This is a genomic window from Actinomyces sp. SKVG-SVH-4(1) (assembly GCF_048514265.1).
GTDB lineage: Bacteria > Actinomycetota > Actinomycetes > Actinomycetales > Actinomycetaceae > Actinomyces > Actinomyces oris.
Window position 1 is genome coordinate 69359 of sequence record NZ_JBGEVE010000006.1, and the last position, 13983, is coordinate 83341.

Annotated in this window: 9 protein-coding genes; 8 read left to right on the forward strand and 1 reads right to left on the reverse strand. The window is 72.4% G+C overall.

All coding sequences use genetic code 11. The features are described 5' to 3' along the window. Nucleotides 1-114: 114 nt before the first annotated feature. Nucleotides 115-2364, reverse strand: coding sequence for a chain-length determining protein (locus tag AB7V09_RS06830; RefSeq protein WP_419143306.1), 2250 nt, complete (start codon nt 2362-2364; stop codon nt 115-117). A 500-nt stretch (nt 2365-2864) separates the two neighbouring features. Here AB7V09_RS06830 and AB7V09_RS06835 point away from each other — a divergent pair, with 500 nt between their 5' ends. The 8 genes from AB7V09_RS06835 (at nt 2865) to AB7V09_RS06870 (ending at nt 13929) form a co-directional block, all read left to right on the forward strand. Continuing rightward, nucleotides 2865-4238 carry a hypothetical protein gene (locus AB7V09_RS06835; protein ID WP_315063616.1) on the forward strand — a complete coding sequence of 458 codons (1374 nt, stop codon included), beginning with the start codon at nt 2865-2867 and terminating at the stop codon, nt 4236-4238. Nucleotides 4239-4248: 10 nt separating this feature from the next. Then, the gene (mfd, locus tag AB7V09_RS06840) at nt 4249-7998 is read left to right on the forward strand and encodes a transcription-repair coupling factor (RefSeq protein ID WP_419143307.1); all 3750 of its coding nucleotides are present in this window, start codon (nt 4249-4251) and stop codon (nt 7996-7998) included. A gap of 77 nt (nt 7999-8075) precedes the next feature. Next, a complete protein-coding gene (locus tag AB7V09_RS06845; protein ID WP_419143308.1) occupies nt 8076-8963 on the forward strand; it encodes a hypothetical protein in 888 nt (295 codons plus the stop codon). A gap of 210 nt (nt 8964-9173) precedes the next feature. Further along, nucleotides 9174-10460 carry a phosphopyruvate hydratase gene (gene eno, locus AB7V09_RS06850; RefSeq protein ID WP_009407666.1) on the forward strand — a complete coding sequence of 429 codons (1287 nt, stop codon included), beginning with the start codon at nt 9174-9176 and terminating at the stop codon, nt 10458-10460. Between the two features lie 233 nt (nt 10461-10693). Continuing rightward, nucleotides 10694-11386, forward strand: coding sequence for a septum formation initiator family protein (locus tag AB7V09_RS06855; protein ID WP_419143309.1), 693 nt, complete (start codon nt 10694-10696; stop codon nt 11384-11386). After that, nucleotides 11383-11898 (forward strand): DUF501 domain-containing protein, encoded by a 516-nt coding sequence (locus AB7V09_RS06860; protein ID WP_314156492.1) that lies wholly within the window; start codon nt 11383-11385, stop codon nt 11896-11898. The genes AB7V09_RS06855 and AB7V09_RS06860 overlap by 4 nt, the downstream gene beginning before the upstream one ends. Nucleotides 11899-12034: 136 nt before the next feature. Further along, on the forward strand, nt 12035-13060 hold the full coding sequence (locus AB7V09_RS06865; RefSeq protein WP_419143310.1) for an exopolyphosphatase: 1026 nt from the start codon (nt 12035-12037) through the stop codon (nt 13058-13060). Then, nucleotides 13057-13929: a type I 3-dehydroquinate dehydratase gene (locus AB7V09_RS06870; protein ID WP_419143311.1), complete on the forward strand. Its 873-nt coding sequence runs from the start codon at nt 13057-13059 to the stop codon at nt 13927-13929. The genes AB7V09_RS06865 and AB7V09_RS06870 overlap by 4 nt, the downstream gene beginning before the upstream one ends. Nucleotides 13930-13983 lie beyond the last annotated feature (54 nt).

Genomic DNA, 13983 nt, shown 5'->3' on the forward strand with positions numbered 1-13983 from the left:
GCGCTCCGGCCAGGCGGGTCCTGGCCTGGAACGCCTGGACCGGTGCAGACATGAAGGGCGGGTCCGATGCTCGAAGCATCGGACCCGCCCTTGACGCTGGTGCCGGCAGCCGGCTCACCAGGAGCGGCGCGTCGGTTGCCTGCGGCGACCGGCCGAGGCCGCAGAGGCAGCCGAGGCGGAGGCTGTGTGCCGGGCCGAGGAGGCCGACGACGCCGAGGCCATCTGCTGGCCGGGCTGGATCGACGGCGGCGGAGGCGGGGGCGGGGCGTCCGGCCGATCAGGACTGCGGTGGCGTCCACCCGCTGACGCCGACACCGGCGTGAGGTGGCGGGTCTGCTCGATGGAGGACTCCTCGGACAGTGGCGTCACGAGAGTCAGCCTCGGCTTGGACATCCGCCGGCGTCGAGCCAGGGTCTGCCGGCGTGAGGGCGCCTGCTGACGCATCGACGTCGAAGGGGAGGGGGAGTCGGTCTCGGAGGCTGAGTCCTGCGTGCGCGCCGCCACGCGCGAGACCCCGGCGGCGGCCGGGGGCTCCGGGGCCGAGGAGGTCGGCTGGGTCCGGCGTCGGCCCGTCGTCGTCGGCAGGGCGGAGGCATCCTGCCAGCCGGCCGATGTCACCGAGCGGTCCGCTGAGGGCGAGGTGATGCGCCGTCGGACGGGCGTGCTCGGCGCGGAGCTCGACGTCGGTCCCGAGACACGCCGGCGCCCGGTGGCCGGCGTGGCGGAGGCGGGGGAGCCGGCGGACGAGGTGATCGGTGCCGGGGCCGACGTCGGTGCCGGCGGGTACTGGAAGGAGGGCCCCGCCGAGGGGGCGGAGGAGGCCGGGGAGGCTGAGGAGCCCGAGGAGGCCGAGACGGTCTGCCCGGTGGGCAGGGCGGTGCTGCGCCGGGTGGGGCCGTCGGGTGCGCCCGGGAAACGGTGGCTCCCGGAAGTCGGGGCGGCCGTGTAAGGCTGCACCGCGATCGACGGGGAGGCCGGCACCGTCAGGTCGGCGGGGGTGGGAAGCGGAGGGGGCAACGGCGCGTGCCTGTAAGGGGCACTGGCCTCGGAGGCCGACTGGGACGAGACGGTCCCGGCCGAGATGGTCTCGGCCGAGGCGCTTGGCGCCGACAGGTCGGCCTGCTGGCGCTGCATAGCGGAGGTGATGCCGGAGGTGAAGCTGTGCGCCGGGTCCGGGGTGGAGGACTGGACGGACGGCTGTGCTGAGGACTGAGCGGAGACGGAGGCCGCCGAGGGCGACGACAGCGGCGCCGCGCTCATGTAGACGGGGCTCTGCGAGGCGGGGGACATCGGCACCGGGGAGGCCGGCGACGGCATCGGCGCCGGGGCGTGGGCCGGCTCCTGGGCGGAGGGCACCGGCTGGGCGGCCGGATTCGCGGAGTCGGAGATCGCAGGCATCGCGGTCGTCTGCTGGGGCGACTGGGGCGACTGGGGGGCCGAGAAAGACGGGGCCGGTGCTGATGAGGCCGTCGGCTGAGAGGCCGGTACTGGGGCCGACGTCGAGCCCGGCAGCATGGGCGCGGAAGCGGGGGACGGCATCGAGGCGGGGGCCGCCTGCGGGGCCATGGCGCCGGGGGCCGGGATGACGGAGGCCTCGGGGGAGGCCGGGACCGGAGACTGGGCCGGGAGCTGCTGATACTGGTAGGGCGGCTGCGCCTGCACCTGAGGCTGCGCGGGCGGCTGGCTCGGTCGCAGCAGGTCCGAGGTCTTCTGCCTCAGGGCGCTCAGCGTGGTCGCGGTGCGCCCGGGGCGGATCTCTGCGCCCCTGTCGGCGCCGTGGCCGCTGTCGCGCCGGTGACGGAACATCGCGTAGGACACGGAGGCCAGAAGCCCCAGCAGCAGTCCGGAGATCGCCGCGGCCCGGGCGCCGGGGCGCTCCATGGTGGTGTTGGCCGTCGTGGCGGGCGAGGTGGTGCTCGTCGTCATGCCCAGGGCCTGCTTGCCCAGCAGCTCGCCGGAGGTGAGCTCCTTGTTGAGCGAGTCGGCCGTCGCCTGGGCCATGTCGACGGCCTTCTGCTTGCTGCCGGCCTTGGCGGTGATGGACAGGACCAGGGTCTCGGGCGGGTTGGTGACCGTCAGCGCGTCCGACAGGTCGGTGGTCTCCATGTTCAGGTCGGCTGCCGCCGGCTCGAGGACCTTCGGGCTCGTGGAGAGCTCCACGAGGGTCGGCATGAGGTCCTTGGCCTGGGTGGAGAAGGAGGGGGTCTCCTTGGACTTGGGCTGGATGCCCAGAGTCGTGGTGGCCATGGCCACCGGCTTCGTCGACAGGGCCACTCCCAGCCCGGCCAGGATGCATACGAGCAGGATGACGAGGCAGGCGACTAGGTTCCTGCGGATGGCGTGAAGGATCTGCGACGGCTGCACGCTGCTCCTCATCTGGTCTGGGGAAGATCTGGATCTGGTCGATACCGGCGGCCCGTCGGGCACCGTGGGCCGTGTGGCCCGGCGGATGCTGAAAGGCTACGGCCCAACCCTAACTGTAAGATCACGCTCAGGTCTCGGCGACTGTAGTAGCCTTCGCTGCGCCCCCGGCCACGCCTGGAATCCTCAGACGTGGGGGAGCGGGCGATGTGGTGAGTCTTTCACTGGAATCGTGTGATGGGTGAGGGTCCTGAGGACCCCCGTCCCCACAGTGAAGAAGGCGTCGGGGTCGGCCCAGTCGGGACGACGTCGACGGATTTCTTCCGGTCGGTCCTGACCTTGGTCAGGGCCGCCGAGGCCCTCCCAGCATCTTCCCGGGCATTTCTCACAGCGGTCCTGTCGCGGCTTGCCGCCCCGCCGGCCGGCCGCCGACAAACCACCGACCGACCACCGACTCGACCGCCGTGACATCACGGCGGTCATGACACAACAAGGGAGGAACGATGTCCTTCGCCAGGACCCTGTTCATCGTCCTCCCTATGGTGGGCGTCGCCCTGGCGGTCCTCATCTTTGTGGCTGACCGCATCCACCGCCGCCCCATAGCCGGGGCCGCACTGGTCATGGGCGCCATCGGTTTCGTGCCGGTGTGGGTGATGATCCCCTTCGAGCCCAATGTGCCTCCGGCCACCTTGGCCTGCTTCCTGGTGGTTCTCTCCCTCCTGCCCGGCTTCTCGTGGCGGCTGACCAGCGGTGACTTCATGGTCGCCACCGCCTGGTGCCTGGTGGGCCTGTCCGTCGCCGCGGGCTCGCCGCTCAACTATGTCCTGTCCGACGTCGTCTTCGGCGCCCTGCCCGCCTACCTCGCCGGACGGCTGCTCGTGGAGCGGCTCGGGCTGCGGCGAGTGGCGGAGGTCCTGGCCATCGTGTGGATCGTGGTGGCCGTGCTGGCGCTGTTCGAGGCTGTCACGACCATCAACCCCTTCAGCTACATCGCCATTGAGAACAACCTCTACGAGGAGTGGGCCCCGCCCCTGGCCCGGGGCAGCTTCACCCGTGTCGAGGGGGCCTTCGGTCACCCCATCGCTCTGGGGGTGTGCCTGGCTGCCGGGATTCCGCTCATCCTGGCCGCGCGGTGGAGGCCCGGCTACCGGATCGCGGCCGGTGCCCTCGTCCTGGGGGCGACCATCCCGACCTTCTCCCGCTCGGCGATCGCCTGCGCCGTCATCGCCGTCATCCTCAGCCTCATGCAGGTGCACATCAACATCCCCGCCCTGTGGAGGATGAGCTTCCTCATGGTGCTGGTCGGTGTGGGCAGCGTGCTGCTGCCCTACGTCCTGGGCGTCTTCGACTCGGCCGGCCGCGAGCAGGAGGACTCGGCCGGCTACCGCGGCGACATCCTCGTCCTGGTGCGCCAGCTCAAGCCGCTGGGACTGTCCTCTTCTTATCAGAAGGTAGGGGACTCGGTGGCCTGGGGCGGCTACAGCTCCATTGACAACCACCTGCTCCTGACCGCGTTGCGCTTCGGGTGGATCCCCGTGGTGCTCGTCATGGTGGGGCTGCTGGTCTACGCCGCCAGGGCCGTCGTCCAGCGCTCCAACCCCGCGCAGATCGCGCTGCTCAGCCTCATCCCGGCCTACGGCACGGTCGCCTTCATCACCCAGATCGGCACCGTCGTGTGGCTCATCGCCGGCATGGCCGCCTCGGCGCAGGTCTCCGTCCTGCTGGAGAGCCGCAACAAGACCACGGGCGGGGGCGTCGGCGTCGTCGCCGGGCACGCCAACCCCTGGAACCAGGTCCGCAGCGGGGACTGGGTCCGCCGGGCCTTCACCGGCCGACCGGTCCGGCCCGCCGGTGGTTCCGGGGCGGGGAGTCACTAGACTCGCGGCCGTGCTCCTGACTGCGCTCCTGCCTCCGCTGCTCGCCGACGCCGACATCGCCCGCACCGTTCGCGCCGCCTCCTCCCGCTCGCGCACCGACCGCAGCCTCGTGGTGGCGCCGGGCGCCCGACCCGCTGTCCTGGCCGCCATGGCCCTGGGCGAGGAGGGCGTCCAACGGGTCGCCGGCGGTGACGCGCCGGCGGCCGGCTCCGCCGAGGCCTCCGGCACGCCCCTGCTGGTCGTTACCGCCACCGGCCGCGAGGCCGAGGAGACGGCCCTGGCGCTGCGCAGCTACCTGCCGGCGGAGAACGTCGCCGTCATGCCCGCCTGGGAGACCCTGCCCCACGAGCGCCTCTCGCCGCGCGCCGACACCGTCGCCCAGCGTCTGTCCGTCCTGCGCCGCCTGGCCCACCCCGAGGAGGGCGGGGCGATCCGTGTCCTCATCGTCCCCGTGCGCGCCCTGCTGGCCCCCGTCATCGCCGGGCTCGGCGAGCTCGAGCCCGTCCAGCTGGCCCCCGGTCTGACCGTCGGTCTGGAGGAGACCGCCCGCCGCCTGGAGGCCGCCGCCTACACGCGCGTCGACATGGTTGAGTCCCGCGGCGAGTACGCCGTGCGCGGCGGCATCCTCGACGTCTTCCCGCCCTCCGAGCCCCGGCCGGTGCGCGTGGACTTCTTCGGCGACGAGATCGACGAGGTCTCCTCCTTCGCCGTCGCCGACCAGCGCACCATCGAGACGCTGGGCGCTGTCACCGCCATCGCCTGCCGCGAGCTGGTCCTCACCGACGCGGTGCGCGAGCGCGCCGCCGCCCTGGCCGACGCCGTCCCCGGCGCCGCCGACATGCTGGAGAAGATCAGCCAGGGCATCGCCGTGGAGGGCATGGAGTCCCTCGCCCCGGTGCTGGTTGAGAAGATGGTCCCGCTGCTGGACCTCGTCGGTGACCGGCTCACGGTGCTGCTGGAGCCCGAGCGGGTGCGCAAGCGCGCCGAGGACCTGACCGCCACCACCACCGAGTTCCTCGCCGCCGCCTGGACCTCGGCGGCCTCCGGCGGCACAGTCCCCGTCGACCTGTCCGCCGCCGCCTTCGCCCACCTGGCCGAGGCCCGGGCCCTGGCCCTGTCCTCCAACCGCGGCTGGTGGTCCTTCACCGCCCTGGCCGCCGGCCCCGAGACCACCCGCCTGGACCTCAGCGACCCCCACACCTACCGCGGCGAGCTCGAGCGGGCCGTGGCCGACCTGGGACGGATGGCCCGCCAGGGCTGGACCGTCGTCGTGGCCACCGACGGGCCCGGACCCGGCCGGCGCATGGCCCAGCTCCTGGGCGACGGCGACGTCCCCGCCCGCATCGTCGACCAGCTCTCCGAGGCCGGCGAGCTCGGCCGCGATGGCGACTGGGCCCCCGACCCGGCCGCTGTTTCTGATGACGCCGACGGCTCGGCCGGTGCCCCGACGGCGGGCCCCGGCGATGGCGTCGTGCGCGTCACCCAGGCCAGCGCCGGCCACGGCTTCCTCGCCGAGGGCCTGCGCCTGGCCCTCATCGCCGAGTCCGACCTCACCGGGCGGGCCTCGGCAGGCCCCCGCGAGCGCCGCAGCCTGCCGGCCCGCCGCGCCCGCCGCTCCGTGGACCCCCTGTCCCTGCACGCCGGGGACCTCGTGGTCCATGCCCAGCACGGGGTGGGGCGCTTCATCGAGCTGAGCCGGCGCACCGTGGGCGGGGCCCGCTCCTCGGCCACCCGCGAGTACCTCGTCATCGAGTACGCCCCCTCCAAGCGCGGCCAGCCCGGCGACCGCCTCCTGGTACCCACCGACGCCCTGGACCAGGTCACCAAGTACGTCGGCGGCGACAGCCCCGCCCTGAGCAAGATGGGCGGCGCCGACTGGGCCAAGACCAAGTCCAAGGCCCGCAAGGCCGTGCGCGAGATCGCCGGCGAGCTCGTGCGCCTCTACGCCGCCCGCGCCGCCACCACCGGCCACGCCTTCAGCCCCGACACCCCCTGGCAGGCCGAGCTGGAGGAGGCCTTCCCCTACACCGAGACCCCCGACCAGCTCTCCACCATCGACGAGGTCAAGGCCGACATGGAGAAGGCCCAGCCGATGGACCGGCTCGTGTGCGGCGACGTCGGCTACGGCAAGACCGAGATCGCCGTGCGCGCCGCCTTCAAGGCCGTCCAGGACGGCAAGCAGGTCGCGGTCCTGGTGCCCACGACGCTCCTGGTGAGCCAGCACGCCGAGACCTTCACCGAGCGCTACGCCGGCTTCCCGGTGACCGTGGCGGCCCTGTCCCGCTTCCAGGACGCCGCCGAATCCGCCAAGGTGCTCGAGGGGTTGGAGAAGGGGAGCGTGGACGTCGTCGTCGGCACTCACCGACTCATCACCGGTCAGGTGAAGTTCAAGGACCTGGGCCTGGTCATCATCGATGAGGAGCAGCGCTTCGGGGTGGAGCACAAGGAGACCCTCAAGGCGCTGCGCACCAACGTGGACGTCCTGTCCATGTCCGCCACCCCGATCCCACGGACCCTGGAGATGGCGGTCACCGGCCTGCGCGAGATGTCCACCCTGGCGACCCCGCCCGAGGACCGCCACCCGATCCTGACCTACGTGGGCGCCTACGAGACCAAGCAGGTCTCCGCCGCGATCCGCCGTGAGCTGCTGCGCGAGGGGCAGGTGTTCTTCGTCCACAACCGGGTCGAGGACATTGACGCCACCGCCGCGCGCCTGGCCGAGCTGGTGCCCGAGGCGCGCGTGGCCACCGCCCACGGGCAGATGAACGAGCACCAGCTCGAGGCCGTCATCGACTCCTTCTGGCGTAAGGAGACCGACGTGCTCGTGTGCACCACGATCGTGGAGACCGGGCTGGACGTGTCCAACGCCAACACCCTCATCGTGGACCGTGCCGACCGCATGGGCCTGTCCCAGCTCCACCAGCTGCGCGGGCGCGTGGGGCGCGGCCGGGAGCGGGCCTACGCCTACTTCCTCTACCCCTCGGACAAGCCCCTGACCGAGACGGCCCTGGAGCGCCTGCGCACCATCGCCACCAACACGGATCTGGGGGCCGGGATGCAGGTGGCCATGAAGGACCTGGAGATCCGCGGCTCGGGCAACCTGCTCGGCGGCGAGCAGTCCGGGCACATCGCCGGGGTCGGCTTCGATTTGTACGTGCGCATGGTCTCCGAGGCCGTGGCCGCCTACAAGAAGGCCCTGGCCCGCTCCGGGAAGGCCGGCGCCGAGGCGATCGGCTTCGAGGAGGGCGACGAGGAGGACGTCGAGCTGCGCATCGAGCTGCCCGTGGACGCCACCGTCCCCGAGGACTACATCCCCCACGAGCGCCTGCGTCTGGAGGCCTACACGAAGTTTGCGGCGGCACGCTCGGGGGAGCAGGTCGACGACGTCCTGGAGGAGCTGGCCGACCGCTACGGGCCCGTGCCCGAGGCGACCGCCCGCCTGGCGGCGCTGGCGCGCCTGCGGGCCCTGGCCGCCGAGCTGGGGGTGCGCGAGATCGTCGCCCAGGGCAAGTCGGTGCGTTTCGCCCCGGTGGACCTGCCCGAGTCGGCGCGCATGAAGGTCACCCGCCTCTACCCGGGGACCGTGCTGAAGCCGGCCACGCGCACCATCGTGGTGCCCGCCCCGGGCACCAACCGCATGGGCGGGGCGGCCCTGTCCGGTGAGGAGGTCGTGCGGTGGGCCGAGGTGCTCCTGCGCGCCGTCGTCCAGGGCGACACTGCCTACGAGACCGAGGCCACCACCTACCGCAAACGCCGCTGACGGTGGGCGGCGGCGGACCGGCTGCGTGCGTCGTCGCAGGCGGAACGGTAGGGTCGGGGCAGAAATGTTGTGACACCATGTCGCCCTCCGGCGTCGTCCCCTTCCAGGAGCAAACCGTGACCCGAAGCCTTGCCGCACGCACGCGCGTCCTCGCCGCCAGCGCTGCACTCCTCCTTGCCGTCGGGGCGCTCGCCGGCTGCTCCGACCACCCCGGTCAGGTGGCCGACATGCACTACACCGGCCTGGACGGGGCCCGCCACTCCGTGGTCGTCAGTGAGAAGGACGTCGACGTCGTGGTCAAGGAGCTGGACTCCGCACTCGGTTGGGAGAACCTGGTACGTCAGGGCGTGAATCGGTCTGAGATCGTGAACGGCCTCCTTCAGGCCCCTGTCCTGGTTGAGGTCGGCCAGGCCCATGGTCTGACTGTCACTGACGCGCAGATCGTGCAGCTGGTCAAGGAGCGGCTGGGCTTCGAGCCCCGCAAGCCGGAAACGCTCACCTACCTGCGGGCGAGTTTGTTGAATGGCCAGTACCAGCAGCTTTCTCAGCACCCGGAGCAGGCTGGGCAGCAGGGGAAGGTCGCGCTCGCCGACCTGGACAAGGTTCGCGGCACGCTCGACGGTGACATCTCCCCGCGCTACTCGAATAAGGCTCAGACCTGGCTGACCCGAACCGATCCCCGCCTGGAAGCCGGCAACAACCCCTTCGGCGGTGGCCTGCAGCAGGCGCCCCAGCAACAGCAGCAGGCCCCCCAACAGCAAGCCCCGCAGGAAGGTGGCCAACAGCAGGCCCCGCAGCAGCAGGGTGGTGGCCAGCAGCAGCCTCAGCAACAGGCTCCTCAGCAGGGCGGACAGCAGCCCGCCGACTCCGGCCAGACCGACGGGCAGGGCCAGACCGGTCAGGCCGACGGCGCCGCGGGCGAGGCCGGCCAGGGCACCGAGCACTCCGAGACCAGCGGCCAGTAGGGCCGCACAGAGCCCCCAGGACGACGGCGGAAGCGAGAGACCGCCGTCGTCCAGTGTTTCTCGCCGGGCGTGAACACTGTGCAATCCTCAGGACCATGGCCCTCGTGGTGGGGGAGTCGGCCCGCTAGGCTGATCCTGCATTCGGCAGTCGCGCGCGAGCGTGCCCGACGCCGACGACCGCATCACGATCCCCTCAGCAAGGAGCACCAAGTGGCCCTCATCGAGAACGTTCACGCCCGCGAGATCCTCGACTCCCGTGGCAACCCGACCCTCGAGGTCGAGATCCTTCTGGAGGACGGTGCTTCCGCTCGCGCCGCCGTCCCCTCGGGCGCCTCCACCGGTGCCTTCGAGGCCGTTGAGCTGCGCGACGGCGACAAGGGCCGCTACGGCGGCAAGGGCGTGGAGAAGGCCGTCGACAACGTCAACGACATCATCGCCCCCGAGATCATCGGCTTCGACGCCGCCGACCAGCGCGGCCTCGACCAGCTCATGATCGAGCTCGACGGCACCCCCAACAAGGGCAAGCTCGGCGCCAACGCCATCCTCGGCGTCTCCCTGGCCGCCGCCCAGGCCTCCGCCGAGTCCGCCGGTCTGGACCTGTTCCAGTACGTCGGCGGCCCCAACGCCCACGTCCTGCCCGTGCCCATGATGAACATCCTCAACGGTGGCTCCCACGCCGACTCCAACGTGGACATCCAGGAGTTCATGATCGCCCCCATCGGCGCCCCCACCTTCCGTGAGGCCCTGCGCATGGGCGCCGAGGTCTACCACGCCCTCAAGGCGGTCGTGAAGGACCGCGGCCTGTCCACCGGCCTGGGCGACGAGGGTGGCTTCGCCCCCAACCTCGACTCCAACCGCGAGGCCCTTGAGCTCATCGTCGAGGCCATCGAGAAGGCCGGCTACAAGCCCGGCAAGGACGTGGCCCTGGCCATGGACGTCGCCTCCTCGGAGTTCTTCGACGAGAAGACCAAGACCTACCAGTTCGAGGGCGAGGCCCGCGACAACGCCTTCATGGTCGACTACTACGAGAAGCTCATCACCGACTTCCCGATCGTCTCCATCGAGGACCCGCTCTCCGAGGACGAGTGGGACGACTGGAAGGCCCTGACCGACAAGATCGGCGACCGGGTCCAGCTCGTCGGCGACGACTTCTTCGTCACCAACCCCGAGCGCCTCGCCAAGGGCATCAAGCTCGGCGCCGCCAACGCCCTGCTGGTCAAGGTCAACCAGATCGGCTCCCTGACCGAGACCCTCGAGGCCGTGGAGATGGCCCACCGCGCCGGCTACAAGTCCATGACCTCCCACCGCTCCGGTGAGACCGAGGACGTCACCATCGCTGACCTGGCCGTGGCCACCAACTCCGGTCAGATCAAGACCGGCGCCCCCGCCCGCGGCGAGCGCGTCAACAAGTACAACCAGCTCCTGCGCATCGAGGAGGCCCTCGGCGACGCCGCGGTCTACGCCGGCGCCGGCGCCTTCCCCCGCTTCCAGGCCTGAGCCTGACGGCGGCCAGCCGACGTCGAGCCGCTGACTGACGCGATACCTCAGCCGCGACTCGACGACGACGCACCCCACCGCTTCGGGGCAGACGGGTTCTCCCGCCTGCCCCGAAGCGTCGTCTATGGCAGTCCTGTATGTGCGCCCGGCAGGGGCGGGCCATGACCGAAGCGTGAGCAACGCGCCCGGTGGGGTGCGCTGTCTCCTGTGCCCTGGTGAGGCAGGATGCCGGTATGACTCCACGCCGCCCCTCCTCCAGCCAGTCCGGGACGCGCCGCGTCGCCGGCGGCGCCCGGCCCCGCCAGGTACCGGCCGAGAGGGCGGCCTCCGCGGTCGGGTCGGGCTCCGGCTCGTCCGGCTCCCGGCAGCGGGGCCTGCCGATGGCGGTGCCCGAGCGGACCCTGCCGCCCCGGGTCGTCATCCTGGCGGTCGTGTGCCTGCTGGCCTTCGTCGTCATCTTCACCTCCCTGCGCGCCTACCTGTCACAGCAGGCCCAGTACGACGCCGTCGTCGACAGGATCAAGGAGGCCTCCGACACCTCCACCACCCTGGAGAACGAGCTGGCCCAGTGGAAGGACGACACCTACGTGCGCTCCCAGGTCCGTGAGCGCCTCGGCTACGTCATGCCCGGCGACACCAGCTACGTCGTCGTCGGCGCCGACTCCATGAAGGAGAACGAGGCCGGCGGAGGGGCCACCCCGGGCTCCCCGGACGCACCCTGGTACGAGGAGCTCCGGGACTCCTCGCGGGCCGCCGGCCAGGCAGGCGGCACCGCCCCGGCAGGATCGAAGGGTGGGACGGACGGCAAGACCCTCAACCCCGCCCAGAAGGAGCTGCCGACCGGGGAGCCCAACCAGGCGCCGTCGGATCCGCCCAAGACCACGCCGAAACCGGCCGTCACCCCGCAGACGAAGGAGACCCCGTGAGCCCCACGCCCCAGACGCAGGAGCCGGTGTCGTCGGCCGACCTCGAGGCCCTGGCCGAGCAGCTGGGGAGGGTGCCGCGCGGAGTCGTCGCCATCGCGGCCCGCTGCGTGTGCGGGCGCCCCACCGTGGTGCGCACCGCCCCGCGCCTCGACGACGGCACCCCCTTCCCGACCAGCTACTACCTCACCCACCCGGCCGCCGTGAAGGGCTGCTCCACCCTGGAGGCCGAGCACCTCATGGAGACCTTCAACGCCGAGCTGGCCGACGACGCCGAGCTGGCCACCGCCTACGCCTCCGCCCACGACGACTACCTGGCCCGTCGTGCCGAGCTCGGGCAGGTTTCTGAGATCGAGGGGGTCTCCGCCGGCGGCATGCCCACGCGCGTCAAGTGCCTCCATGCCCTGCTCGGGCACACCCTGGCCGCCGGAGCCGGCGTCAACCCCATCGGTGACCGCACGCTGGAGGCCCTGCGCGAGCGCGGACTGTGGGATCCTGAGCGCTGCTCCTGCTGACCGCCCAATCGGCCTCGGCCCGCATCGGGCCTGAGCCCCCGTTCCGATCCAACCGCCCCGCGTCCGCACTGTCCGCACCGCCCGTTCGGGCCGTGCCCGCTTCCGCCGTCATTCCCCTTCCCAGGAGGCCGCCACCATGACCCGCGTCGCCGCAATCGACTGCGGCACCAACACCATCCGCCTCCTCGTCGCCGAGGCCCACCGTGACGACTCCGGGCGCCCCCGCCTGGAGGTGCTGCGCCGCCGCAACGAGATCGTGCGCCTAGGTCAGGGAGTGGACCGCACCGGCCTGCTCGACCCCGAGGCCCTGGAGCGCACCCTGGCGGCCGTGGCCTCCTACGCCGCCGACTGCGCCGAGCTGGGTGTCGCCCCCGGGGGCGACGTGCGGCGCTTCGTGGCCACCTCCGCCACCCGCGACGCCCGCAACCGCGAGGACTTCGTGGCCGGGGTCAGGCGCCTGCTGGGCATTGAGCCCGAGGTCGTCAGCGGCCAGGAGGAGGCCCGCCTGTCCTTCACCGGCTCGCTCCTGGGCGCCGGTGAAGATGAGGGGGCGTCAGGGCCGGGGGAGCACGCGCCCGCGCCGCGGCTCGTCGTCGACCTCGGGGGCGGCTCCACCGAGCTGGTCCTGGGCGTGGATCAGCCCAGCACCGCCATCAGCCTGGACACCGGCAGCGTGCGTATCACCGAGCGCTTCCTCGCGGGCGGCGTCACCCCCGAGGCCGAGGCCGCCGCCCGGGCCGAGGTGCGCGGCCTGCTCGATGAGGCCGAACGGGTCGTCGACCTGTCCGCCCCGGGGCGGCTGGTCGGCCTGGCAGGCACCATCACCACCGTCACCGCCCACGCCCTGGATCTTCAGGCCTTCGACCCGCAGGCCCTGAACGGTGCTGAGCTGAGCCCGCAGGCGGTCCTGGCCTCCTGCGAGGCGATCATCCACTCCACGCCCGAGCAGCGCGCCTCCTGGGGCTACCTGGCCCCCGGCCGCCGCGACGTCATCGCCGCGGGCGCCCTCGTGTGGAGCGAGGTCGTCACCCGCGTCGTGGAGCGGACCGCCGCCGCCGGGCGCCCGCTGGCGCGGGTCACCACCAGCCTCTACGACATCCTCGACGGCATCGCCCTGTCGCTCGTGCCCGAGTCGGGGCCGGCTGAAGGGGCGCCGGCGTGAGCGCGACGTCGCTGACCTGGGGCGGGCGCAGCATTCCCGGCCCCGGCGTCCTGCCCGCGGTGGCTGTCTCCCTGACCGGGCCGAGCCTCGCCCAGGCGCGGACCCAGGCCCGCAGCGCCGTCGACGCCGGCGCCGACGTCCTCGAGCTGCGCGTGGACCTGCTGGAGGAGGCTGGCGCCCTGGCCGCCCCCGACCCGCTGGATGCTGCCGCGGCTGCCGCCCGGATCCTGGAGTGCCTGCGGGGGCTGGGGGAGGCCATTGCCGCCGACGGTGTTGACGCCGATGCCGCCGCCCCGGTGCTGCTCACCTGCCGCACCGCCGCCGAGGGGGGCCGGGCCCGTCTGGACGACGCCTCCTATGTCGCCCTTCTGTGCTCCGTCCTCGACGGGCTCGCCGACTGGGCGCCCGAGCGCCGCCCGGTCGCCATCGACGTCGAGGTCCAGCGCGGCTGCCTGCCTCAGGTCTGCACACAGGCCCGCGGACTGGGTATCGACGTCGTCGCCTCCTTCCACGACTTCGAAGCCACCCCGGCCGATGAGGTCCTCGAGGAGGTCCTGGCCCGCATGGCCCGCGAGGGCGCGGACCTGGCCAAGATCGCCGTGTGGCCCACCGGTGCCGACGATGTCGCCCGACTTCTGGGCGTGTGCGCGCGGGCCACGGCGGACGCGGGGGAGGGCGCCGGCCTGGGGGTGCCCGTGGCGGCCATGTCCATGGGGGCGCTCGGGGCGGTCAGCCGCGTGGCGCCGGCCTTCGGGTCGGCGCTGACCTTCGCCGTCGTCCCCGACGAGCGGGGGCAGGCCCAGGCCTCCGCACCCGGCCAGATGTTGATCCAGGACGTGCGCCGCTGCCTGGAGCTGCTGCGGGTCTGATCGATGTCCGTGCCCGCGCGGTCGTAGGGTAGGTCGCGCTGTCGAGGGGTAAGG